This is a genomic window from Skermanella rosea (genome assembly GCF_016806835.2).
GTDB classification, from domain to species: domain Bacteria; phylum Pseudomonadota; class Alphaproteobacteria; order Azospirillales; family Azospirillaceae; genus Skermanella; species Skermanella rosea.
This window is the reverse complement of sequence record NZ_CP086111.1, coordinates 2,239,543-2,262,930: the sequence shown is the minus strand read 5'-3', so window position 1 is coordinate 2,262,930 and position 23,388 is coordinate 2,239,543. Positions and strand designations below refer to the sequence as shown.

22 protein-coding genes and 1 tRNA gene are annotated in these 23,388 nt (G+C 66.3%); 16 read left to right on the top strand and 7 right to left on the bottom strand.

All coding sequences use genetic code 11. The features are described 5' to 3' along the window. Nucleotides 1-7 precede the first annotated feature (7 nt). Complete coding sequence (gene guaD, locus JL101_RS10315) at nucleotides 8-1,348, bottom strand: guanine deaminase (protein WP_456115343.1); 1,341 nt, start codon at nucleotides 1,346-1,348, stop codon at nucleotides 8-10. 64 nt (nucleotides 1,349-1,412) lie between these two features. Beyond that, on the bottom strand, nucleotides 1,413-2,609 hold the full coding sequence (locus JL101_RS10310) for a urate hydroxylase PuuD (protein ID WP_203099053.1): 1,197 nt from the start codon (nucleotides 2,607-2,609) through the stop codon (nucleotides 1,413-1,415). Between the two features lie 173 nt (nucleotides 2,610-2,782). On the opposite strand from JL101_RS10310, the gene JL101_RS10305 reads away from it, so the two are divergent. Then, nucleotides 2,783-3,706 carry a LysR family transcriptional regulator gene (locus JL101_RS10305; protein ID WP_203099054.1) on the top strand — a complete coding sequence of 308 codons (924 nt, stop codon included), beginning with the start codon at nucleotides 2,783-2,785 and terminating at the stop codon, nucleotides 3,704-3,706. 2 nt (nucleotides 3,707-3,708) lie between these two features. On the opposite strand, the gene JL101_RS10300 is transcribed toward JL101_RS10305, so the two are convergent. The 3 genes from JL101_RS10300 to JL101_RS10290 all read right to left on the bottom strand — a co-directional run bounded on the left by JL101_RS10300 (nucleotide 3,709) and on the right by JL101_RS10290 (nucleotide 6,676). After that, nucleotides 3,709-4,830, bottom strand: a complete 1,122-nt coding sequence (locus JL101_RS10300) for a cysteine desulfurase family protein (RefSeq protein ID WP_228435394.1) — start codon at nucleotides 4,828-4,830, stop codon at nucleotides 3,709-3,711. Nucleotides 4,831-4,838: 8 nt separating this feature from the next. Further along, nucleotides 4,839-5,579 carry an RlmE family RNA methyltransferase gene (locus JL101_RS10295; protein WP_203099055.1) on the bottom strand — a complete coding sequence of 247 codons (741 nt, stop codon included), beginning with the start codon at nucleotides 5,577-5,579 and terminating at the stop codon, nucleotides 4,839-4,841. A gap of 71 nt (nucleotides 5,580-5,650) precedes the next feature. Then, nucleotides 5,651-6,676 (bottom strand): Ppx/GppA phosphatase family protein, encoded by a 1,026-nt coding sequence (locus JL101_RS10290; protein WP_228435393.1) that lies wholly within the window; start codon nucleotides 6,674-6,676, stop codon nucleotides 5,651-5,653. A 288-nt stretch (nucleotides 6,677-6,964) separates the two neighbouring features. Between JL101_RS10290 and JL101_RS10285 the strand changes: the two genes are divergently transcribed. The 4 genes from JL101_RS10285 to JL101_RS10270 all read left to right on the top strand — a co-directional run bounded on the left by JL101_RS10285 (nucleotide 6,965) and on the right by JL101_RS10270 (nucleotide 9,647). Next, nucleotides 6,965-7,038, top strand: a tRNA-Gln gene (locus JL101_RS10285). 201 nt (nucleotides 7,039-7,239) lie between these two features. After that, nucleotides 7,240-7,728: a nuclease domain-containing protein gene (locus JL101_RS10280; protein WP_228435392.1), complete on the top strand. Its 489-nt coding sequence runs from the start codon at nucleotides 7,240-7,242 to the stop codon at nucleotides 7,726-7,728. A 657-nt stretch (nucleotides 7,729-8,385) separates the two neighbouring features. Then, nucleotides 8,386-9,033: an AI-2E family transporter gene (locus tag JL101_RS10275; RefSeq protein ID WP_228435391.1), complete on the top strand. Its 648-nt coding sequence runs from the start codon at nucleotides 8,386-8,388 to the stop codon at nucleotides 9,031-9,033. Continuing rightward, nucleotides 8,946-9,647, top strand: coding sequence for an AI-2E family transporter (locus JL101_RS10270; protein WP_228435482.1), 702 nt, complete (start codon nucleotides 8,946-8,948; stop codon nucleotides 9,645-9,647). Before JL101_RS10275 ends, JL101_RS10270 begins: the two co-directional genes overlap by 88 nt. Nucleotides 9,648-9,658: 11 nt before the next feature. Here the strand turns inward: JL101_RS10270 and JL101_RS10265 are convergent, their stop codons facing one another. After that, on the bottom strand, nucleotides 9,659-10,246 hold the full coding sequence (locus JL101_RS10265; protein ID WP_203099058.1) for a hypothetical protein: 588 nt from the start codon (nucleotides 10,244-10,246) through the stop codon (nucleotides 9,659-9,661). Nucleotides 10,247-10,528: 282 nt separating this feature from the next. On the opposite strand from JL101_RS10265, the gene JL101_RS10260 reads away from it, so the two are divergent. From JL101_RS10260 to JL101_RS10220, 9 genes are all read left to right on the top strand, one after another. Further along, nucleotides 10,529-10,960, top strand: coding sequence for a hypothetical protein (locus JL101_RS10260; protein ID WP_203099059.1), 432 nt, complete (start codon nucleotides 10,529-10,531; stop codon nucleotides 10,958-10,960). Nucleotides 10,961-11,254: 294 nt separating this feature from the next. After that, nucleotides 11,255-13,132 (top strand): tetratricopeptide repeat protein, encoded by a 1,878-nt coding sequence (locus JL101_RS10255; RefSeq protein WP_203099060.1) that lies wholly within the window; start codon nucleotides 11,255-11,257, stop codon nucleotides 13,130-13,132. 311 nt (nucleotides 13,133-13,443) lie between these two features. Beyond that, nucleotides 13,444-14,136 carry a DUF3313 domain-containing protein gene (locus tag JL101_RS10250; protein WP_203099061.1) on the top strand — a complete coding sequence of 231 codons (693 nt, stop codon included), beginning with the start codon at nucleotides 13,444-13,446 and terminating at the stop codon, nucleotides 14,134-14,136. Between the two features lie 44 nt (nucleotides 14,137-14,180). Further along, nucleotides 14,181-14,585 (top strand): Rap1a/Tai family immunity protein, encoded by a 405-nt coding sequence (locus JL101_RS10245; RefSeq protein ID WP_203099062.1) that lies wholly within the window; start codon nucleotides 14,181-14,183, stop codon nucleotides 14,583-14,585. Nucleotides 14,586-14,614: 29 nt separating this feature from the next. Continuing rightward, a complete protein-coding gene (locus tag JL101_RS10240; RefSeq protein ID WP_203099063.1) occupies nucleotides 14,615-14,905 on the top strand; it encodes a glycine zipper family protein in 291 nt (96 codons plus the stop codon). After that, nucleotides 14,902-15,816 (top strand): DUF2092 domain-containing protein, encoded by a 915-nt coding sequence (locus JL101_RS10235; protein ID WP_203099064.1) that lies wholly within the window; start codon nucleotides 14,902-14,904, stop codon nucleotides 15,814-15,816. The genes JL101_RS10240 and JL101_RS10235 overlap by 4 nt, the downstream gene beginning before the upstream one ends. Then, nucleotides 15,813-16,589 (top strand): hypothetical protein, encoded by a 777-nt coding sequence (locus JL101_RS10230; protein ID WP_203099065.1) that lies wholly within the window; start codon nucleotides 15,813-15,815, stop codon nucleotides 16,587-16,589. The genes JL101_RS10235 and JL101_RS10230 overlap by 4 nt, the downstream gene beginning before the upstream one ends. 43 nt (nucleotides 16,590-16,632) lie before the next feature. Beyond that, entirely contained in the window at nucleotides 16,633-18,549 is a 1,917-nt protein-coding gene (locus JL101_RS10225) for an esterase/lipase family protein (protein WP_203099066.1), read from the top strand. Nucleotides 18,550-18,671: 122 nt separating this feature from the next. Next, complete coding sequence (locus JL101_RS10220; protein ID WP_203099067.1) at nucleotides 18,672-19,502, top strand: hypothetical protein; 831 nt, start codon at nucleotides 18,672-18,674, stop codon at nucleotides 19,500-19,502. A 137-nt stretch (nucleotides 19,503-19,639) separates the two neighbouring features. Here the strand turns inward: JL101_RS10220 and JL101_RS10215 are convergent, their stop codons facing one another. Continuing rightward, nucleotides 19,640-20,344, bottom strand: a complete 705-nt coding sequence (locus JL101_RS10215) for a cyclic nucleotide-binding domain-containing protein (RefSeq protein ID WP_203099068.1) — start codon at nucleotides 20,342-20,344, stop codon at nucleotides 19,640-19,642. A gap of 223 nt (nucleotides 20,345-20,567) precedes the next feature. On the opposite strand from JL101_RS10215, the gene JL101_RS10210 reads away from it, so the two are divergent. Both JL101_RS10210 and JL101_RS10205 read left to right on the top strand, forming a co-directional pair. Further along, nucleotides 20,568-21,932 (top strand): MFS transporter, encoded by a 1,365-nt coding sequence (locus JL101_RS10210; RefSeq protein ID WP_203099069.1) that lies wholly within the window; start codon nucleotides 20,568-20,570, stop codon nucleotides 21,930-21,932. 16 nt (nucleotides 21,933-21,948) lie between these two features. Next, a complete protein-coding gene (locus JL101_RS10205; RefSeq protein WP_203099070.1) occupies nucleotides 21,949-23,355 on the top strand; it encodes a NarK family nitrate/nitrite MFS transporter in 1,407 nt (468 codons plus the stop codon). Nucleotides 23,356-23,388: the final 33 nt, after the last annotated feature.

Genomic DNA, 23,388 nt, shown 5'->3' with positions numbered 1-23,388 from the left:
CGCCAAGTCAGCCTGATCCGCCCATTTCCCGGTCCCAAACCCGCCGCCCTTGGACATAGGTCGCGGCCACCGCGCGGTCGTCGCCCAGGGTCATCAGGACGAACAGTTCCTCGTCCAGGTCGCCGGCCACCGTCTCCATCCGGTGCGCCATGGCGGGCGTGGCCCGCGCGTCCAGCACCGCCAAGTCGGCGAAGCAGCCGGGCTCGATCGTGCCGATGGTGCCGCCCAGCCCCAGGCTCAGGGCGTTCCCGCGCGTCATCATGTGGAAGGCCGACAGCGCCGGCAGGTTCTGCCCGCCGAGCTGGAGCACCTTGTAGCCCTCCGCCGCCGTGCGCAGCATGGAATAGCTGGTGCCGCCGCCAACGTCGGTCGCGATCGACACCCGCACCGGGTTCCCGCCGCGCGCCAGCCGCTCCAGGTCGAACAGCCCGCTGCCGATGAACAGGTTGGAGGTCGGGCAGAACACCGCGACCGACCGGCTCTCCGACAGCCGGAGGACCTCGTCGTCCTCCAGATGGATGCAGTGGCCGAACAGCGAGCGCTCGCCCAGCAGCCCGTAGCGGTCGTAGACGTCGGTATAGTGGCGGGCGTCCGGGAACAGGCCGCGCACCGTCTCGATCTCCTTCAGGTTCTCGGACAGATGGGTCTGCATGTAGACGCCGGAGAACTCCCGATTCAGGGCGCCCGCCGCCTCCAGCTGCGCCTCGGTCGAGGTGATCGCGAAGCGCGGGGTCACGGCGTAGAGCTGCCGGCCCCGCCCGTGCCAGCGGCCGATCAGCGCCCGGCTGTCGTCATAGCCCGACTGCGCCGTGTCGCGCAGGCCGGGCGGCGCGTTGCGATCCATCATCACCTTTCCGGCGATCATGGCGGTCCCGCGCCGCTCCGACTCCGCGAAGAGGGCTTCGACCGAGCCGGGATGCACGGTCGCGTAGACCACCGCCGTGGTCGTGCCGTTGCGCAGCAGCTCGTCCAGGAAGAAAACAGCGTTGCGGGCCGCGTGATCGGGGTCGGCGAAGCGCTGCTCCTCGACGAAGGTGTATTTGTTCAGCCATTCCAGGAGCTGCGCGCCGTAGGACGCGATCACCTGGGTCTGGGGGAAATGGATGTGGGTGTCGATCAGCCCGGGTACGATCAGCCCGTCCGGGTGATGGTCCACCGGCGTTCCCGGCGGCAGGCCGGGGAGCAGCGCCGAGGCTTCGCCGACTTCCGCGATCCTGCCGTCCCGCACCACGACCAGCCCGTCCCCGATCAGGCGGTAGCTCGCCGTGTCGCCCGGCCCGGCCGGCTCGGCCGTGAAGCTCAGCAGCCGTCCGCGGATCGCCTTCAGCTCCGGCGCCGATCCAACCATGTCCCTCATCCTTCCGCTACGCTCCCGTACCCTGTCGTCCGTTCCCGCCGGCCGACCGCTTCGATCATCTGGCGCCGTTGGTCCAGGCCGCCAGCACCTGCCGTTCCTCCGGCGTGATCATGGTGATGTTGCCCGGCGGCATGGCGTCGGACAACACGGCTTGCAGGCGGATCTGCCCGGCGTGGCGCCGGATCTCCTCCGGCGTGTCGAGCCGGACCCCGCGCGGCGGCGCGGGCAGGCCCTCCCACGCGGGGGTCTCGGCGTGGCACATGCTGCACCGGGTCAGGATCACCTCCTCGGCCTGGGCGAACTCGACCGGCTCGGCCGCGTTGGCGGCGGAGGCCACCGCGTCGGCGTTCGGACCCAGCGCGCTCAGCCAGATGATGCCCGCGACCCCGGCGACCGCCACGCCCCAGGTCCACCACGGCGTCGGCTTGCCGGCATGGCGGCTGTTGAAGAAGTGGCGGATCGTGGCGCCGACCACCAGCACCAGGGCGACGATCTCCGGGATGTGGCCGGTCCCGAAGGCCAGCGGGTAGTGGTTGCTGACCATCAGGAACAGCACCGGCAGCGTCAGGTAGTTGTTGTGCATGGAGCGCTGCTTGGCCTCCTTGCCCAGGGCCGGGTCGGGCGAGCGCCCGGCCAGCAGGTCGGCGACGACCTTCTTCTGGTTGGGAATGATGGTATGCGCGACGTTGGCCGCCATCATGGTGCCGATCAGCGCGCCGACCTGGAGCATGGCGCCGCGCCCGCTGAAAACTTCCGAGAAGCCCCAGGCCGCCAGCACCAGCAGGACGAAGCCGGTCAGGATCAGCGCCGTGTCGTTGCGGCCCACCGGCGACTTGCACAGCCGATCGTAGACGACCCAGCCCAGCACCAGCGACCCGGCGCTGATCGCGATCGCCTGCCACTGGGACAGCTCCATCACGGTCTGGTCGGTCAGGAACAGGTCGGCGCCGCGGTAATACAGCACGACCAGCAGGAAGAAGCCGCTGATCCAGGTCGCATAGGCCTCCCACTTGAACCAGGTCAGTTCGTCGGGCATTTGCGCCGGGGCGACGTTATACTTGACCATGTGGTAGAAGCCGCCGCCGTGGATCTGCCACGCCTCGCCGTGGGTTCCCTTGGGCAGGCCCTCGCGGCGGCGCAGGCTGGCATCGAGATGCACGAAGTAGAAGGACGACCCGATCCACGCTATCGCCGTGATGACATGGAGCCACCGCAGCATGAAATTCACCCATTCCCAAACGATCGCGTCCATCTCGCCCTCTCCGCTGTTCCCTGCCCGCCCCCTTGCCGATGGATGCGGTGCGGCATGAACGGTAAACGCGTTCGCGCCGGCCGGGAAGCGGGGCCGTGCGGCAGGACCTTCAAACGATTCAGAAAGATCGGGCGCCCCCCTGAGGCGGCCCCGGACAGGAAAGGGTAGCGGGCGTGTCACTGCTCGAGAACATGCGGACCTTCGTCCGGGTCGTGGACATGGGCAACCTGTCGGCCGCCGGCCGCAGCCTCCGCATGTCGCCGGCGGTGGTCAGCCACCGCATTCAGCAGTTGGAGCAGCATCTGGGCGTGCGCCTGCTCAACCGCACGACCCGCCAGCTCCAGCCGACCGAGCACGGCCACATCTTCTACCGTGACTGCCTGGAGGTGCTGGACGCCGTCGAGCGGGCCGAGACCAACCTGGCCTCCGCGACCGGCGTTCCGTCCGGCAGCCTGAGGGTGACCGCCCCGCTGGGGTTCGGCCGCCGCGTGCTGGGGCCGATGATCCCCCGATTCCGCGAGGCCTATCCCCTGGTCGATGTCCGCCTGAGGCTGTCCGACCACCTGATCGACCTGCTGCACGAGGCGGTGGACGTCGCGATCCGCATGGCGGTGCTGCGCGACAGCGCCTTCGTCGTGCGCAAGATCGCGGATTGCCCGCGCGTGCTGTGCGCCGCCCCCGCCTATCTCGATGCCGCCGGCGAGCCGGAGCGGCCGGAGGACCTGGCCGGCCACAATTGCCTGCTGCTGCGCTTCCCCGGCTCCCAGCAATACCAGTGGAGCCTGAACACTCCCGAAGGACCCGCCAAGGTCGCGGTGACCGGCAGCTTCGACGCCGACTACGGCGATGTCCTGACGGACTGGCTGCTGGACGGCCAGGGCATCGCCATGAAGCCGGTGTGGGAGGTGGCCGGGCATCTGCGCAGCGGCGCGCTGCGCGTCGTCCTGCCCGATTTCCCGCCGGAACCGGCCGTCCTCGCCGTGCTCTATCCGCACCGCACCCTGCTCCCGGCCAAGGCCCGGGCCTTCGCGGATTTCGTCGTGACCGAGACCCGGGCGGCGCTGGCCGACGTGCTGGACTACGACCCCCGGGCCTGAACTCAGCCCCGCGGGCCGCCGAACGCCTCGACCAGCAGCGCCGCCGCGCGGTCGACCTCACCCTCCGTCGTGAAGCGCCCCAGCCCGATCCGGATGCTGCCGAACGCCTCCTCCGCCGAGCGGCCCATGGCGAGCAGCACGTGGGACGGCCCGCCCTGGCCGCTGCTGCAGGCCGACCCGGTGGACAGCGCCAGCTCGTCCAGGTCGAGCAGCCGGTCCGCCGCGTCCGCCCCGGGAACGGAGACGTGTAGACAGCCCGGCAGCCCGCCGTCCCCCTCGGGGCTGTTGCGCCGAAGCCCCGGCAGGCCCGCCGCCAGCGCCCCGAACAGCCGCTCGCGCAGCCCCGCCAGCCGCAGGGCTTCGGCGTCCCGCCGCTCCCCCGCGATCCGGCACGCGGCACCCAGCCCGACGCACAGGGCGGTCGGCAGGGTTCCAGGCCGGCGCCCGCCCTGCTGCCCGCCGCCGAACAGCAGCGGCCGGAGCGCCACCCCCTGCCGCACGACCAGGGCGCCGATCCCCATCGGCCCGTGCAGCTTGTGCCCGGACAGGCTCAGCAGGTCGATGCCCAGCGCCGCGACGTCGATCCTCCCGCTGCCGAGGCGCTGGACCGCGTCGGTATGGAACAGCCCGCCGGCCTCGCGGCAGCGCCGCGCCAGTTCGCCGACGGGCTGAATCGTCCCGACCTCGTTGTTGGCCGCCATGACGGAGACCAGCGCCGGCCCCATCCCGTCCAGCGCCCCGGGATCGACCCGCCCCGCGCCGTCCACCGGCAGCAGCCGGGCCGGATGCCCCCGCCGCGCCAGCTCCGCGACGCAGGCCAGCACGCTGGGATGCTCGATGGCGGATGCAGCGACCGGCCACCCCTCCGGCACCGCGCCCAGAAGCGCCAGGCCGTTCGCCTCGGTGGCGCCCGAGGTGAACAGGACCTCGCCGGGCCGCGCGCCGATCAGGGCCGCGACCTCGCCCCGCGCCCGCTCGATCGCCTCCGCCGCGCGCCAGCCGGCGCGGTGACCGGCCGAGTGGGGATTGCCGGCGGCGCCCGGCGCCAGCCAGGGCAGCATCTCGTCCAGGACGGCCGGGTCGAGCGGCGTGGACGCCATATGGTCCAGATAGATCCGGTCCAAGGGATGCCCTACTCGCTCCCGTCGGCTCCCAGACCCCGGAGATGATCGGCCGACGCGCCGCGGAAGCCGGTCGCCACCACGTAGGTCTCCGCGGAATCCGCTCGGCTGGCCGGCGGCTTGGCGTGCTTGACCGACGCGAAGTCCCGCTTCAGCCGGTCCAGCAGCTCCCGCTCCGTGCCGCCCTGGAACACCTTGGCGACGAAGGCGCCGCCGGGCGCCAGCACCTGGGCGGCGAAGTCATAGGCCAGCTCGGCCAGGGCCATGATCCGGATATGGTCGGTCTGGGGATGGCCGGTGGTCGGCGCCGCCATGTCGCTGAGCACGATGTCGGCCGGCCCGTCCAGGGCTTCCTTCAGCCGGTCGGGCGCGTCGTCGTCGTTGAAGTCGCACTGGAAGGTTATGGCGCCCTCGACCGGCTCCATCTCCAATATGTCAAGGCCGACGACCTTGCCCTTGCCGTTCTGCGGCTTCACCCGCTCCACCGCCACCTGGGTCCAGCCGCCGGGGGCGGCGCCCAGGTCCACCACCCGCTTGCCCGGCGCCAGCATGCGGAACTTGTCGTCGAGCTGGAGCAGCTTGAACGCGGCGCGGCTGCGGTAGCCGCGCTTCTGCGCTTCCGCGACATAGGGATCGTTGAGCTGGCGCTGAAGCCACAGGGTGGACGACAGGGAGCGCTTCTTGGCGGTCTTCACCCGCACGCCGAAATTGCGGCCGCTGGGCGTGTTCGGTCCGGAGGATTTGCTGGTCATGGTGCCTGATATAGGAAGTGCAAGCCGGTTTCACGCGGCAAATTTCACCCCGGGGCCAGGCGCAAGGCCGCTCAGGACCCGTTGGCGGCGATCAGGTCGACCAGGATCCCCTCGCGCAGGCCGCGGTCCGCGATCCGCAGCCGCGTGACCGGCCAGGTGTCGCAGATCGCCTCCAGCACGGCGCAGCCGGCGACGACGAGGTCGGCGCGCTCCCGGCCGATGCAGGGATAGGCGGCGCGGCCGTTGAAGTCCAGTTCCAGCAGCCGGCGGCTGACCGCCCGGGCGTGGTCGATCTGGAGATAACTGCCGTCCACCACCGACCTCTCGTAGCGCTGAAGGCCGAGATGGATGCCGGCCAGCGTGGTGACGGTGCCGGAGGTGCCGAGCATCTGGACCTCGCCGCGCTCGACCGAGCGCCGGATGCCGTTGCGCGCCTCGAACGCCGCCAGCGCCTCCGCGATCTCGTCCACCATGGTCACGTAGGTGGATGCCGACACCCGGTCGCCGCCGTACGACTCGGTCAGGCCGACGACTCCCTGGGGCACCGAGATCTGGTCGATCATGCGCGGCCGCCCGCCGCTGCCCAGTTCCAGCCACATCAGCTCGGTCGAGCCGCCGCCGATGTCGAACACCAGGGCGTTGCGCACGGCCGGGTCCAGCAGCGGCGCGCAGCCGGCCAACGCCAGCCGCGCCTCCTCGTGGGTCGAGATGATGTCGAGCGGGATGCCGGTCTCGCGCTCCACCAGATCGATGAAGTCGTCGCAGTTCTCGGCCCGGCGGCACGCCTCGGTCGCGACCGCCCGCACCGCCGTGACCCCGCGCCGCTCCAGCTTGGCGGCGCAGATGCGAAGCGCCGCCAGCGAGCGTTCCATGGCGGCCTCGGACAGCATCCGCGTCCGGCTGACGCCCTCGCCCAGCCGGACGATGCGAGAGAACGCGTCGATCACGCGGAACCCGCCGCCGACCAGCGGCTTCGCCACCAGCAATCGGCAATTGTTGGTGCCGAGATCGAGCGCGGCGAAAACCGGCCGCGTGTACGAAGCCGGGCGCATGCCCGCCGCCGTCCCCTGCCGATCGATGCCCAACTCGATGTTCACGCTGCCCCCAACCGTCTCCGCGGACGCCCCCATGGCCGACCATGGCTGAACATGGCCGATCCGGGCCGAGCGCCCGGATTGATCATGGTAGCTCAATCCTCCCCCGCGATGAAAGGACGCCTTTCGGCGGCGTCCCTCCTTAATTGGTCGGGCAGCGGGAGGGCGGCCGGAGGACGGCGCGCGGAAAAAAGTTGGAAAAAGGGCTTTCGCACGCCGATCCGCTTTGCTATACACCGGCACCCGAGCACGGGACGGCGCCGAAACGAAGCGCACCGCACCTGAGCTTGATGGGGGATCGTCTAGTGGTAGGACAGCGGACTCTGACTCCGCCAGCCTAGGTTCGAATCCTAGTCCCCCAACCAACTCCCTACCAAAGCCTTGTTTGCCTAGCGCTTCCTGGGCGGCCAAGTACTGGCGCCGCACTCTTCCCGCCTGCCCGCGATTTTCGAAAGCCCGCGGCGCCGACCTCCGCATATCGCTTCGGACCCAGGTCCCCGCTCCCGCACGGCAACGCGCGCGGCACCTCGGCGTCGCCACGGATGCCGTGCTCGATCTTCTGAGCGATGTCATGCAGGCCGGACTTGTCGATACCGAGAGATTGCGCGCCCTCCTTACCCCTATCCTGCGCGCCGAGCCGGAGCGCGCGGAAAGACGGTTCAGCACCGTACTACCAGCGGAAATTCCACGCACTGTCCAACCGCGTCCGCGAATGGCACTGCCTGACTGGAGAGTTCCGCCCGGACTACATCGTGTCGTTCGACAAGGACGGCGCCTGCGGTCGCTGGCTGGTCCTGGACGCCAAGTACCGCGCCAGCCGCGGCTCGATCCACGACGCACTCCGCGACCTCCACGTCTACCGCGACGCCCTGCGCCGAAACGGCACGAGGGCGGCAGGATCCTCCATCATCGTACCAGCCTTGGACGACGGCGCCGCCGCCTATGCGCACGCGGACTATCTCGGCACGCATGCGTTCGGCGCGATGGTGAGCGGCGGGGATGACGGGGGGCTGGAGGGGATGCTGCGGGGGTTTTGGGAGGGGGCGATGCGGTGATGGTTCCCTTCTTTATTGCGCAGGCTGCCACGCTGGGGCCGGCCAATCGATCTTCGAGAGATCAAGGCTTTCCCGGATTGTCCAAACTGGAAAATCCGCGACTGGGAGCGCGCCATGGCATAGTTCACCATTTGAAAGTAAAATTCCTGGATTTTATGCAACATTACCTCTGCGGTGGTTAACAACATGCATAAGAACTCTTTTGGTAACTGGGGTCAGCATTTGGACTCCAAAACTTGCACAAAAGCTTTATTAACCCTGGGCATTGCAGCGAACGCTACAGGGCGCTGGCAGATGCAGTTCCGTACGGCCAGCGCCGACACGCTTCTCGTTCGGGATCGGCTCGCCCCCTGGATGAGTGGATCCTTGCAGATCTAGATCCTGCATATGCCGCATCCCAATGGGATCTCCTGTTGCGAAGTTTGGGGGGAAACGATGCTGTTCGCGTTGGCGATACCCACCACGAGGCCGCGTTTCCCCTGGAGAGATGGCAGTACCATGGAAAGCCTCCGAAGAATGGATGCCAGCGTACCCGCTCGGCTGGCGATTTTCGGGGCCGGTGATCCGGCGGCGGTGCCCTCACACCACGGCTTGCTACCGTAAGCTACTGCCGACGCCATGCGAGGACGCCGATACTGATTTCATTGACTTGGCCTCATGTCGGCATCGATCGCGCGCGATGCGTTTACTGACGCCGATTTCCATGTCTCCCGCGTTGCCACCGGGAGGTATTGGAACGCGTTGGACATACTCGTTGGAGGGGCGCCGACCATGATCGACAGGCATTTGGGAAGTGCTGCTCAAACCACCGGCCTGGGCAGCCGCCTTCGAAGAAATGACGGCGACCATCTGGTCGAGCGCGTGGTGGCCCTGGCCTGCCTGCTGATCCTGGCGATCGGGTGCTATCTGGTGATGAAGCCGTTCCTGTCAGCGCTGCTGTGGGGCATCATCCTCACCATTTCGACCTGGCCGATGCACGTCAGGCCGACGCGGGCGCTGGGCGGGCGTACGGGCGCGTCGGCGGCCCTCCTGACCCTGGCGGCTTTCACCGTCTTCCTGATCCCGCTGGTGCTGCTCGGCCACAATCTGGCGGAGAATGTCGCGCAGATTGCCGCTAAGCTTCAGGAATGGCGGAACAGCGGTGTTCCCCGTGCCCGCCGCCCTGGGTGGAGACGGTGCCGCTGCTGGGGTCCCGGTTCCACGCGTTCTGGTCCGACCTGTCAGCTGGCAGCGTCGAAGCGGCCGCCACGCTGGAACCCTATGTCCAGCACGCGCGAGCCTGGATCCTTGGCTTCGGCGCATTGATCGGCTCAGGCGTACTGCAAATCTTCATCAGCCTGCTGATCGCCTTGTTCCTGTACCGTGATGGCCAGCGCGCCGCCGTGGCCCTCGGCTCCGTGCTGGAGCGGCTGGCCGGACGGCGAGGCCCCCGTCTGCTGGATGTCGCGGCCGGCACCTTGAAGAGTGTCGTCTACGGCATCATCGGAACCAACCTTACGGAGGCCGTTCTGGCGGCGATCGGCTTCTGGATCGCCGGTGTCCCCGGGGCAATCCTGCTCGGGTTCCTATGCTTCTTCCTGACGCTGGTCCCGGTCGGGCCGATACTGATCTGGCTGCCCGCGACGATCTGGCTGTTCACCATCGGGGAGACCGGGTGGGCCATCTTCCTGATCGTCTGGAGCGTCATGGTGTTCAGCGTGATCGAGGCGCTGCTGCGAATCTTCCTGGTGAGCCGGGGCAGCGACCTTCCCATGATGATGATACTTCTCGGACTGTTCGGCGGCCTGCTCACCTTCGGCTTCATCGGGCTGTTTCTTGGACCGTGCCTTATCGCCCTCGGCTGTACGCTGGTCATGGAATGGATCGGGATGGAGAAAGAGAGGCGGAGTCGCAAGCCTGCCGCCCACAGCGAGGCGTGAGCGCCGGCCGATCAGGGCATCATCGGCAACTGGGCGGCGATCTGAAGATCGACGATCTTCAGCAGGGGCATCTCGATCTGATAGAACTGCGCGGCGCGCCTGTTGGTCAGCACCTTCTGGAATTGCGGCAGGTATTGCTGCAGCAGGCTCGTCCGCAGGATGTCCAGGTCTATGGCCTTGCGGGTCAGTTCGCCGGCCTTGGCCTCGGTCATGGTTTTGTAGTTATCCGCGTAATCATTGATCAAGGCGAGCTTCTCGTCACCGAGACGGTTCAGTTCCGCTTCGTAGCGCTCGTAGACCGGCCAGAACGCTTCGGCTTCTGACGGATTGAGGGCCAGCGCCTCCCCGATTATTTCGCGCCTGTCCTGACGCAGATCCCGGCGCACCAGTTCGATATAGTGCTCGGCGTTCTTCTTGTCGGCCGTCTTCTCGGTCTCGGCGGTCCGGGGGGCCGCGATGGTGGGGGACAGGGCGAAACCGCCGAGAAGCAGGCTGACGACGATGCCGGCGGTGATGAGCGGGGATGACCAGGTGCGGCTCTCGGCTCTATTGCCCATTGTTTTCTCCCGTGGTTTTGCCCTCTGGGCAAGTTCATGCATCAAGGGCTGCAGGATGGGACCGGGCGCGGATCGGCGGGAGTATGCTACGGTAACCTGCATCAGGCCCGGACCCGTTTCCGGGCCTCCGATGCGGTTCAGGCGGGACCTCCGTGGTCATCGTTCCACCGATGCAGCTCGATCAGGACTTCACGTTCAAGATCCATGATGAGTTCGCGGCAGGCGTCGGCACGTTCGGAATCCCTGGGACTGTTCGAACTTTCACATTGCAGCAAGGCTTCGACCGCCTCTCCGTAGTCCTCGCATAGTCCGCGGAAGAAGCGATTGTCCGAACTGTACTGCTTGACAGCCGACGCCAAGTCTGGAAACCGTTCGACGATATACCGAACCCTCTCCGACATGGACGCTCTCACCGGTTTTGGAGTAAAGCCTTCGATGCTTGAGAAGGCGGAAGCTGAGTCCGCGGCTGATCGGCTGATAGGTCGAGCGGTCAAACAAGCCAGCCAGAAGGCTGATCGGCTCGCCCGCACCTGTAAAGCCTGCAACCGTAAACTTGATACCGTAACAGGTCGATCACGCGAATCCCGTGCGCAAGCGGGATGCCAAGGTGGTATCGCTGGGTTATTGGAACATATCACTTTTCGCGGCCTGAAAGATCAGGCACAATCCTATAGTCTTCATAAAGGCTATCCATCACTGCGGATCAGTGGCATTAGCAAAAGTATTGAGCCTACCTTTTTTGTGACCATCAATTAATATCAATATAAACTAATGGTCATGAATTTACTTTCAAAAATCTGGACGATTGCACCCATTGCAGAGCAGTCAGGCTTCTTGAACTCTCAGTGCGTGCGCACGGGTTGATCAAGATGCTCTAGAAGCGGTTCTATATTGCCGATAGTCAGTTGGACTCATGAACTACCATTGATATCATTCAACGAATCCAGCAAGAGATTTGCTAGTCTTCTCTAATCGCTGTGCAAAGTCGAAACTCTCAGAGCGCCGATGTATCGACCTCAATTCGAGTGCGACAAACGGTCAGGCAGTCCCATGTCTCATGATGCCGACGAAGTGATTCCGCCCCAGCTCATCCAAGAAACGCTCCAGCGCGTCATCAACAGCCGGGAGTTCATCAATTCTGAAAGGAAGCGGCGTTTCCTGAAATTCATCGTGGAGGAAACGCTTGCGGGACAAGCCGATCGGATCAAAGCCTACACCATCGCGATCGACGCCTTCGACCGGGATCCGAGCTTCGACCCCGTAACCGATCCGGTGGTCCGGATCGAGGCCGGCCGGCTCCGCCGCTGCCTGGAGCACTATTATCTGACCGAGGGAATTGCGGACCGGGTCCGGATCACGATCCCGAAGGGTGGCTATGTGCCTCGGTTCATCGTGAGGGATGAGGCCGCAGCCTCCGTTCCCGTCCCCCTGGAAGATGATGAACAGCCAGCCGAGGGACGGTTGGCTGCGGGACGACTGGTCGAGATCAATCCAACTCCCGCGGCTGCCGATCAGGTCGCCGGGGAGGCGGTGCCTTCGAGTCCGCCCTTGACGCCGTCCCGCTGGTCCTTGCCGAAGCGGACTTGCCTTCTGGTGGGCATCCTGTCCCTGTCGGCCGTGCTGATCATGCCCCTCTGGGGAGAAGGCCTTTCTCTCCAGACCCAGGTTTCCGAAGAGGAGCGGAGAATCACCGGGCGGGTTCCCTCGATCATGGTGGTGCCGTTCGAGAATGACGGTGACGACCCGGCGCAGGAAATCTTCGCCAGGGGAATCACGGAGGAAGTCATCAACGCCCTGCTACGCTTCAAGAACGTCCTCGTCTACGATGCCGACACCAGCTTCCGTTTCCGCACCGGGCCCGCTCTGCGCGACGCCGTCCCGGACGCCCGCATAGACTATGTGCTGAAGGGCAGCATCACCCGGGTGGCGGGCGAGATCCAGGTCAACGCGGCCCTGCTGCGGGCTTCGGACAACCGGTATCTCTGGTCCGACAGCTTCCGGCGGGAATTCAATTCCGGTACCATGATCGACCTGCGGCACGACATCGCCGCCAAGGCCGCCCGCGTGCTGGTGCAGCCGCACGGCGTCATAGAGAAGGTGGAGTTGCAAAGCACCGCCGGGCGCGCTTCCGACTCGTTGTCGTCCTACGAATGTGTCCTGCGGACCCGTGAGTACTGGCGGCAGCCGGACGCGGAGATGCACAAACAGGTCCGGGCCTGCCTGGAACGGGCGGTCGAGACCGATCCCAACTACGCCGATGCCTGGGCGGCCCTCGCCTTCATCTACACGGACGAGCTCCGGGTCGATTTCAACCCGAGCACCGAGCGTCCCGATCCGGTCGGCACGGCCCTCCAGGTGGCGCGTCACGCCGTGGCCTTGGCGCCGGACAATCCGCTGCCGCTCCAGGCCCTCGGGATTGCCCACTGGCTGCGGCGCGAGGTGCCTCTCAGCATCGCGTCGTACGAGCGGGCGCTTGCTCTCAACCCGCACGACAGCGACATCCTCGCCGATCTCGGCAGGGCCTACAGTCTCACCGGTGATTGGGACACGGGTATTCCCCTCATAAGGGAGGCGTTCGAACGCAACCCGGCTCAACCCAGCTGGTATCGCCTCTTCATCGCCTTGTTCCATTACATGCATGGACGGTACGACGAGGCTCTGGCGGAGGCCCGAAGGATCGGGACTCCGAACCTCGTCTACACCCATGTCGTGCTCGCGATGATCCATGGCCAGACCGGCAGCAAGGACGACGCGGCCCACGAAATCAACGAGATCCTGCGGCTCTACCCGAATTTCGGAGACAAGGCCGTGTTCGAGTTCGAGCGGCGGAACATCGATCCGGCCATCATCGCCAGGATGATCGACGGGCTGAGGAAAGCCGGGCTGGACGTCGCCCCGTACTGGGAAGCCGCCGGCGAGAGAGACTGAGCGCCTGTCCGGCGGCTGCGGATTCAATCGAACCAGGTGTACTGCCAAGTCACGCCGAAGGTGGTGAAGCTGGTTCCGATCCGCACGACCACGATGCTGGCCGAGCGCCCGAACAGGCCGAACGTGCGCGCATAGGCATTCTACACTTCCCTCCGGCGGGCGCGCCCGTACCTTCCCGAAATGGCGATCGGTTACGGTAACACGGTGGCAGGTTACCGTTGCATCACGAAAACTAGGGCGAAAGATACTTCTAAATCGGACCCCGGGCGCGGCTCAATAGTCTTCGGAATAAAAGTGCCAAGGACAACAACATGAAGCTCTCGATCGGTCCGCTGGGGGCCTTGGCCGGGGCCCTGACCATCATCGTCGGTTTGGCGGGGTGCTCGTCCACCGATTCCACGCAGCGGCCCGCCGGCATGGCGTCCGCCGCGTCCATGAGCCAGGATCCGGAGAGGCCGGGCGCCTGGGTCTACCGGACATCGAACGCCGACCTCCGGCAGTACACCCGGTTCATCATCGAGCCGGTGGAAGTCTACCGCGGCACCGAGGCGAGCTTCGGAAGCATGACCAGCTCCCAGATCACCGAGATCGCCCGGTATCTCACCAGCGCGATGCGCCGAGAACTGAGCAGCGGCGGCTACGCGGTCACGTCGCAGCCCGGCCCCAATACGGCGCGCATCGTGACGAAGCTTGTCGGCGTGGAGCAAACGGTCCCCGGAGCCGCCACGGTGTCCCGGATCTTGCCGATCGGCGCCGTCGCCAATGCCGTCCAGGGTGCCTCCGGCGGCAGCGGATCCTTTACCGGCGCGGTCATCCTGGCCGCCGAGGTCTATGACAGTCAGTCGTCCGAACTGCTCGTCGCCGCGGTCCGCAAATACAATCCGCCGGTCTTCGATCTCGAAGCGACCCTGTCGACCATGGACACCGCCCGCTCAGCCGCCCGGCAGGCGGCCGAGGACCTGCGGAAAGGCGTCGACCGAGTCCAGGGCCGGGAGGCCCGCTGAGCACGGCGCCTGGGCTGCCGATGCAGGAAAACTGGGAGCAAACGATGAACCATCGATCCATGCCCGCTCTCGCAGCCGCCATTGCGGCCCTGGCTGCCCTGACGGTTGCTCCCGTACGTGCGCAGACGGGATCGAGCCCCTCCGAAACGGCTTTCCTGGTCAAGACCACGGGCGATCTCGTCCGGCTGTGCGAGGCTGAACCGACCGATCCCACCGGGATCGCCGCGCTGCACTTCTGCCACGGTTTCGCGGTCGGAGCCTACCAGTACCATCAGATCGCGGCCACGGACAAGCCGCCGCTGTTCTGCGAGCCGAGCCCGCGACCGTCGCGCAACGAGGCCATCACCGGATTCGTCGCCTGGGCGCGGCAGAACCCTCGGGCGATGGAGACGCCGCCGGTCGAAGGAATCTTCCGCTACCTGGCCCAACGCTATCCCTGCCACGGATGATGACCGGCTTCCGATCGAAAGGAACAACCATGGGCACGGATACGAACCTGTCCCGGACCGTTGCACGGCTGACCCGCATCGCGGGCGTCGCACTCGCCCTTGCCGCGTGCAGCGACATGTCCCAGACACAGCAGCGTACGCTCAGCGGTACGGCGGGGGGTGCGGCCGGCGGGGCGGTGATCGGGGCCATCGCCGGCAACGCCGGCATGGGAGCGGCCATCGGCGCGGGCGTCGGCCTGACCGGCGGCATGCTCTACGACTACCACAAGAAGACCGAGGAGCGGGCCTACCAGCGTGGCGTTCAGGAGGGGCAGCGATGAGAATCGCGAGGTGGCCGGCATGGCCCTTGCTCTGCGTCTCCTTGATTTTCGGTCCTGTCGTGGCCGCCGAGGAACCGCCGGTCGATGAACCGGCAGCCGAAGAACAGCCACTCGACGAACACTCACTCGACGAGCCGTCATCCGATGACGCGCCGATGGACGCCCGGGCGTTGGGCATTCTCGATCTCATGGCCGAGACTCTGGCTCAGGCTCAGGGATTCAGCGTGACCATCCAGGCCGGCTACGACGTCATCCAGGACACGGGCCAAAAGATCGAGTTCGGCGAACGGCGCAAGGTCGCATTGAGCCGTCCCGACCGGCTGCGGGTCGAGGTGGAGGAGAGCGACGGGACGCAGGCCCTGGTGTTCTTCGATGGCAAGGCGATAACCGTGTTCAATCCCGGTGAGAACGTCTACGGACAGATCGAGAAGGCGGGCACCGTGGACGATGCGGTGCGCTACGTGATCCAGGATCTGGGCATGCGGCTGCCGCTGGCACTGCTGCTGGTCACCACGCTGCCGGACGAGCTTGAGCAGCGGCTTGAGTCGATAGACTACGTGGAGCGCAATACCCTCACCCGGGTGCCGACCGACCATCTGGCGGGCCGGAGCGCCGATGTCGACTTCGAACTCTGGGTTGCCGCCGGCGATGCGCCCCTGCCGCAACGGGTGTCGATCACCTACAAGAACGAAGAGGGCGCGCCGCAGTACCGGGCCGAGTTCTCGGACTGGAAGCTGGATCCGGACCTTTCGAAGGTGGATCTGGCCTTCCGCCCGCCGGAGGGTGCCAAAGCCATCCCGTTCGTGGTCCGGGTTCGCCGGTCCGGGACAGATCAGCCGTCCATCACCGGTGAAGCACCAGCCGACGGAATGCCGGCAGCGTCCGGCAGCATGGAAGGATTACCGAAATGAAGACCCGACATGCCAGGACCGCCGTCTCGGTCGCTTCGTCCCTGATCCTGGCGGCGACGCTGGTGGCGGAAGCCAACGCCGCCGGCGGACGCGGCGGACGTGCCGGTGGGGGAGGTTACTCCCGTTCGGGCGCCGCGGCAGGCGGCAGCTTCTCGGCGCAGAGACCCGCCGGAGGGACAGGGGCACGGCAGGCCGGAGCTACCCAACGGTCGGGTCAACGCAGCGATTCCGCACAGACCGCGTCTCGCCAGGCAGGATCCACGGCGCGTTCGGGACAGCGCGCCGAGACCCAGCAGACCCGCACCCAGGCGCGGGCCGATACGCGCACATCCGGCCAGCAGGAACGGACCGAGCGGCAGGAGCAGCGGCAGACGGCTTCCGTCGAGCGCACCGACAGCCGCCAGCAGGGCTATACCGAGCGCACCGATATCCGCCAGCAGGGCGCCACCGAGCGCACGCAAGCCCGTGCCTTGGCGGCGCAGAACATATCCAACGATTGGGACAGCCATTACCATTACGATGATGATGACGATGAGTGGGGATACGCCCTGGCGGGCGCCGCGGTCGGCGCGACCCTCGGCTACGTCGCCGGCGCCGCGACGGCGGCCCCGGTGGTCGCCGGCCCGACCTATGTGACGGTGCTTCCCTGCTCACCGACCATCGTGTCGGCGGGCGGCACAAGCTATTACGGGTGCGGCGGGTCCTGGTACAACCAGGCTTATGTGAACGGAAGCGTCACGTACGTCACGGTCAACCCGCCTCCTGGTCACTAGGCCCCCTTGGTTCATCGGGTTGACCGGCAAGGATGTCTTCCGCATGATGTGGCCAACCTGCTCAAACCGCTTCGTCAGCCTGATCTTGCTGGCCGGAGTTCTCTTCGCCGGCGGCTGCGCCACGCCGATCAGCGTCGAACACGTGGACCATGCCACGGTCCATCAGCAACTCACCCGCAACGTCCTGTCGGCGCATACTCTCAGTGATCCGACCAGGAACGTGCTGCGGCAACGATATCTGACGGACCGCTTCCGGGAGAAGCCCGAACACGCCATCGCCGAACTCCATGCCGCCGTCACCGAAGGACGCGGCGAAGCGAACGACATCTTCGCCCTTGCGGAGATGTCGTTCCTGCACGCCGAGGAGCGCGGCGGACGTCCCTACTATCTGGCATCCGCCCTTTATGCCTACGCCTTTCTGTTTCCCGGAGATGCCGGCCAGCCGCCCGATCCTTACGACCCGCGATTAAGGCTCGCGAGCGACCTGTACAATCGCGGCCTGACATCGGGATTGACCGACGGCGACGGCAAGAGGATCGCCATCCAGTCGGCGAGCTATCCGCTGCCGTTCGGCCGGCTCGATGTGGACTTCAATCCGGGGGACCTCAAGTGGGGTGGACGCGAGCTGGCAGACTTCTTCCCTGTCGCCGAGTTGGAGATCCGCGGCCTGGACAACCGCTACCGCCAATCCGGCATCGGCGCACCCTTGGCGGCGGGCACGACCCAGACCAATGTCACCAAGGGCTTCCAGGTCGGCCAACGGGTGAAGGTGCCGGTGACCGCCCTGCTCCGAGTCGATGATCCCCGGCGCCAGCTTGCGCATGGATCGGTGCGGGCTCAGCTTGAACTTCATGCTTCCTCCGACACCCAGGCGGTTCTGATCGATCGTCAGCAGGTTCCCCTGGAGATCGAATACACGTCGACGCTCGCCTACATGCTCAGCGGGTCGACGGTCTGGGACTGGGAACTCGCCGGCTTCCTGCGCGGCAGCCTGCTGGCCGAGAGTCCGACCCGCCTGGGCGCCTTGGAACCCTATAAACCCGGCCGCTTTCCCGTCGTCTTCGTCCACGGGACGGCGTCGAGCCCGGCACGCTGGGCCGAGATGCTGAACGACCTGAGGAGCGACCCGCGCATCCGCGATCACTTCCAATTCTGGTTCTTCGGTTACGAAACCGGCAATCCGGTCCCCTACTCGGCAATGCTGCTGCGGGAATCCCTGCAAGAAGCGATTTCCGCCCTGGACCCGTCGGGAAGCGATCCGGCACTGCGCGAGATGGTCGTCATCGGCCACAGCCAGGGCGGCCTGCTGACGAAACTGACGGCGGTCGAGTCGGGCGACAGGTTCTGGACCGCGGCATTCCGCAAGCCGCCCGACGAACTGCGAATGAGCCCGGAGAGCCGCGACCTGCTGAAGCGCTCCCTGTTCGTGAAGCCGGTTCCGTCGGTCAAGCGCCTCGTCTTCATCGCGACCCCCCATGGCGGCAGCTATGTCGCTGGAAACCGGATCAGCCACTACATCGCGAGTCTGGTGCGTCTGCCTGGAAACATCCTGAGGGCGACCTCGGAAGTCCTTGCGCAGAGCGACGGGGAGACCACCACGCTGACGAGCCAGACGGGGTTCGGCAGCGTCTACGGCATGACGCCAGGCAGCGTGCTGGTCCAGACGCTGGCGCGTACACCCATCACCGAAGGGGTCAAGGCCCACTCCATCATCGCCGTGCGCGGGGACGGCCCTGTCGAGGTCGGCGACGACGGCGTCGTCGAATACCGGAGTGCCCATATCGAGGGCGTCGAATCCGAATACATCGTCCGATCCGGCCATTCGACGCAAGCCAATCCCCACACGATCGAGGAGGTGCGGCGTATCCTTCTCGTCCACTTGGCTGAGTCCTGCACCAAGCGCGGGAATTGCGGGCAGGAACCTGACCGCCCTGCCCTCGTGGCAAACGAGTTGCCATGAATACCGGCCTGAAGCACACGTTTTATCTTTCGGCTCTCTTCCTTGCAGGCATGCTGGCGTGCCGCAGCCCGTTGCTGGCGGACGAGGCGCCTGCGCCGCCCGTGTCAAAGGTGATGTCCGAGTTGTCCCGAAACCCGGACTTCGTGGAGGCCTTGTACAAGCGCCTGGGTCGTGATCCGAGAGCGGGAGGCATCCTTGGACCGGATGAAATCAAGCGGCTGCGCGAACTGGTCCTCGGCAAGGACTTCGAGGAGTTGGACAGTTTCCCAGGCATGACCGTATCGGGATTGGGCCGCGCCGTCCGGCTTGCCGCGGCGGCGATGGACCATCCGGCGAATGAGTCCTCTCCGCAGGCCGGAGCGGCGGGCGGGGCTGCCATCGAGGAGGAACTGGGATTTCCCGCCGTCGGCGATTCCCCGGCACCGGATACCTATCTGCGGCCCCTGGGTTTCGGACTGGAAGCCGGCGACCGGATCGATCCGGTGCTGGCCGAACGGTATGCCGACAGCCTGAGGCTTTCGGAGCTGCTGAACCGCCTCTCCTTGAACTCACCGAATGGCGGGGCACGGTATCGGATCGCCGTCGAGGGCGGACGGCTGGTGGAGACGCCGAACGCCCTGCTGGAGGCGATGACGATGACCGGCCATGATCTGGAGGTCAGGGATTCCCGGTATTTCGCCAATTTCGGCGACCTGATCTATCACGGCCGCGATGTCCTCACGCCGTTCCGGATCGACACCGGGCTCCCGGTTCCCGGGACGGACCGGACCCTGCTGGTCCCGGTCAGCCATTCGCAGCACGAGTTCATCGTGCGCGGCCCCGTGGTCAATGCCGATCTGTCGTTCTATTTCGGGATCGACGGGGAAGCCGTGTTCCGTCCGAGCGTCACCCGGGATCAGGCCTGGGTGATGGGCAAGGTCGCTCATCGAGCTCGATGCCATTGCGGAACGTGACGCCCTGGATAATCTTCGGCAACTGGTTGTCGCCCTGAAGCGGCCGCCGGGGGAGGGTCGCGTCCTTCTCGATCCCCCTGGAATTCGTTCCGACCCTGACCAGCGCCCCGGCCGATGGCCGTCCGGGATGGGGGCGCTCAGTCCGGGATCGCGGGGTCGGAGAAGGAAGCCGTCCGCAACCGTGCCAGGTCGGCGATGGTGACCGTGGCTCCGGAGGTCCTGACGCCGGCGGAGCGCAGGTTGGCGAACGCGCGGGACAGATTCTCCGGGGTGGTGCCGAGCCGCGTGGCCAGCAGCGCCTTCTCGACCGGCAGCATCAAGGTTACCGATGCGTCCGGTCCGGCGGGCCGTTGCTCGGCGAGCGCCAGCAGGTAGCAGCCGAGACGTTCGGTCGCGGAGCGAAGCTTCAGATCCTTGATTTGGCGGACCAGCATGCGGTAATGCCGGGCCAGCGAGGCAAGCATCTTGGACGCCAGCGCGGCATCGGTGGAAACGCGTTCCCGGAGTTGCTTCGCCGGGATCAGCATCACCCGCGAGCGATGAAGCGTCCTCGCCGTCATCAGGTACGGGGCGTTCGTCAAGGCCGCGGCCAGGATGAAACTCTCTCCGGGTTCCATGAACTCCACCACGACCTGCTTGCCGTCGGCGCCCTCGCCGATCAGCCCCACCCTTCCGTCGATCAGGACGTGCAGGAAATCCGGTGATTCGCCCTGGCTGAACAGGACCGCATCCGCGGGAAGATCCTGCACGATCACCCCCTGGAGCAGAACGACCAGATCGCTGGCCGGCAAGGAGTTGAAGACCGGGTGGCTGGAAATCCAATCCCTATCCGAATCCTTCATGTCAGGGCACCCCGTCCAATAGAGTCTCAATCACTTTATAGTTAGTGGAATTGATATTTATCAATCATCAACTCGCAAAAAATCAAAACTGGACTTCCTGTCGCAGTTACTATCGGTTTTGACCTGAGTCAAGCCTGCTGCCCCTTCGCGATCATACAAGGCCTCAGGAGAAAGGCTCGCGACCCCGATAACGCGACCTTCCCGAAACTAGGAGGTAACGGTTATGCAAGGGGCCAAACCGGGAGTGACGACCGCTCAGCAGACGCGGGCGCTCACCCTGAGCACCGTGGCCTTCACCGCGTGTTTCGCGGTGTGGACCATCTTCGCGATCATCGGCATCCAGATTAAGAAGGACCTCGGCCTTTCGGAAACCGAATTCGGCCTGCTCGTCGGCACGCCGATCCTGACCGGCTCGCTCAGCCGGCTGATTCTGGGCGTCTGGGCCGACCGGTACGGCGGTCGAATCGTCAACGTGGCGATCATGGTGGCCGCCGCGCTGGCAACCTGGGTCCTGACCTGGGCGGAAACCTATGGCGAGTTCCTCGTCGCGGCGCTGGGCGTCGGCCTGTCGGGCGGCGGCTTCGCGGTCGGCGTCGCCTACGTGTCCCGCTGGTACCCGCGGGAGAAGCAGGGAACCGCGCTCGGCATCTTCGGGATGGGCAATGTCGGCGCCGCCGTCACCAAGTTCGCCGCCCCCTTCGTGATGGTCGCGTTCGGCTGGGAGGCCGTGGCCCAGGTGTGGGCGGCCGGGCTGCTGGTCATGGCCGCCCTGTTCTGGTTCATGACCGAGGATGACCCGGTCATCCGCTCGCGGCGCCAAAGCAATGCAGCACCCCCGAGCCTGGCGGCCCAGTTCGCGCCCCTGGCCAACATCCAGGTCTGGCGGTTCTCGCTGTACTATTTCTTCGTGTTCGGGGCCTTCGTGGCGCTGGCGCTCTGGCTGCCGCGCTACTATGTCGGCGCCTACGGGCTCGACATCAAGACGGCGGGCATGCTGGGTGCGGCCTACTCGATCCCGGCCTCGATCTTCCGTGCGTTCGGCGGCGTGCTGTCCGACCGGATCGGCGCCCGCCGCGTCATGTACTGGACTTTCGCCGTGGGCGTCGCCTGCACGTTCGTCCTGTCCTATCCCTCGACGGACTACACGGTCCACGGCATCCGCGGCGACATCACCTTCTCCTTCGGCATCGACGTCGTCGCCTTCACGATCCTGACCTTCCTGCTGGGCTTCTTCATGTCGCTCGGCAAGGCCGCGGTCTACAAGCACATCCCGGTCTACTACCCCGACAATGTCGGCTCGGTCGGCGGCATCGTCGGCCTGATCGGAGGGCTCGGCGGGTTCGTCCTGCCGCTCGCCTTCGGTGCGCTGAACGACCTGACCGGCGTCTGGTCCAGCTGCTTCATGCTGCTGTTCCTGATCGTCTCGGTCTCCTTCCTGTGGATGCACGCCGCCATCGTGCGGATGGAACGCCGGCGCTATCCCGACCTCGGCAGGGCCGACGTGGTGCCCGAGCTGGCCGAAGGCGTAACCGCCAATCCCGTCCCCGCGTCCGCCGGAACCCCGCTCCCCCACGGCCGCACCGCCTGAAACGAGGATCCCCATCATGACAGACCAAACCGCGGTCCGGGCTCCGGGCCACGTGCTGATCGACTGGCGTCCGGAGGACGCCTCCTTCTGGGCGGAAAGCGGCAAGCGGGCCGCCCGGCGCAACCTGTGGATCTCGATCCCGGCCCTGCTGCTGTCCTTCGCCGTCTGGATGGTTTGGAGCGTCGTCGTCGTCAACCTTCCCGCCATCGGCTTCGCCTTCGACACCGGCCAGCTCTTCTGGCTGGCGGCCCTGCCGGGCCTGTCCGGCGCCACGCTGCGGCTGTTCTACAGCTTCATGGTGCCGATCTTCGGCGGCCGCGCCTGGACCACGCTGAGCACCGCCAGCCTGCTGCTGCCGGCCCTCGGCATCGGCATCGCGGTCCAGGACCCGGCGACGCCCTACTCCGTCTTCCTGGTGCTGGCGCTGCTGTGCGGCTTCGGCGGAGGAAACTTCGCCTCCAGCATGTCCAACATCAGCTTCTTCTTCCCGAAGGCGCAGAAGGGCATGGCGCTGGGGCTGAACGCCGGCCTGGGCAACCTGGGCGTCAGCGTCGTGCAGTTCGTCGTGCCGCTGGTGATCACAGCCGGCATCTTCGGCAGCCTCGGCGGAGACGCGCAGACCTGGGCCAAGGGCGACGTGACCAAGGCGATGTGGCTCCAGAACGCCGGCTTCGTCTGGGTCCCCTTCATCGTGCTCAGCACGGTGGCCGCCTGGTTCGGCATGAACGACATCGCGGACGCCAAGGCGTCGTTCGCCGACCAGGCCGTGATCTTCAAGCGCAAGCACAACTGGATCATGTGCTGGCTCTATATCGGGACGTTCGGCTCCTTCATCGGGTTCTCCGCCGGGTTCCCGCTGCTGACCAAGATCCAGTTCCCGGGCGTCGATCCGCTGGCCTACGCCTTCCTCGGCCCCCTGGTCGGAGCTTTCTCCCGGTCCGTCAGCGGCGGCATCTCGGACCGGTTCGGCGGCGCGCGGGTCACGGTCTGGGTCTTCGCGGCGATGATCGCGGCCAGCGCCGGCGTGATCTTCTTCCTGGGATTCCCCGACAAGTCCGTCGGGTTCTGGGGCTTCCTCGCGATGTTCATGGTCCTGTTCGCGGCGTCCGGGGTCGGCAACTCCTCAACCTTCCAGATGATCCCGGCGATCTTCCTGACGCTGCGCCGGCGCGCCAACGGCACGGACGGCGTGGCGGCGGTCAAGGCGGCGGCGGAAGCGTCGCGCGAGGCGGCGGCGGTCCTGGGCTTCACCTCGGCCGTCGCGGCATTCGGCGCCTTCTTCATTCCCAAGCTGTTCGGCACCTCGATCTCGCTGACCGGCAGCCCGGTCCTGGCGCTGGAGATCTTCATCGCCTTCTATCTGAGCTGCATCGTCTGCACCTGGTGGTTCTACACCCGCAAGGGCGCCGAGGTGCGGTGCTGAGACGCAAACACGGCCGAAGCGGCGGGGCGAAAG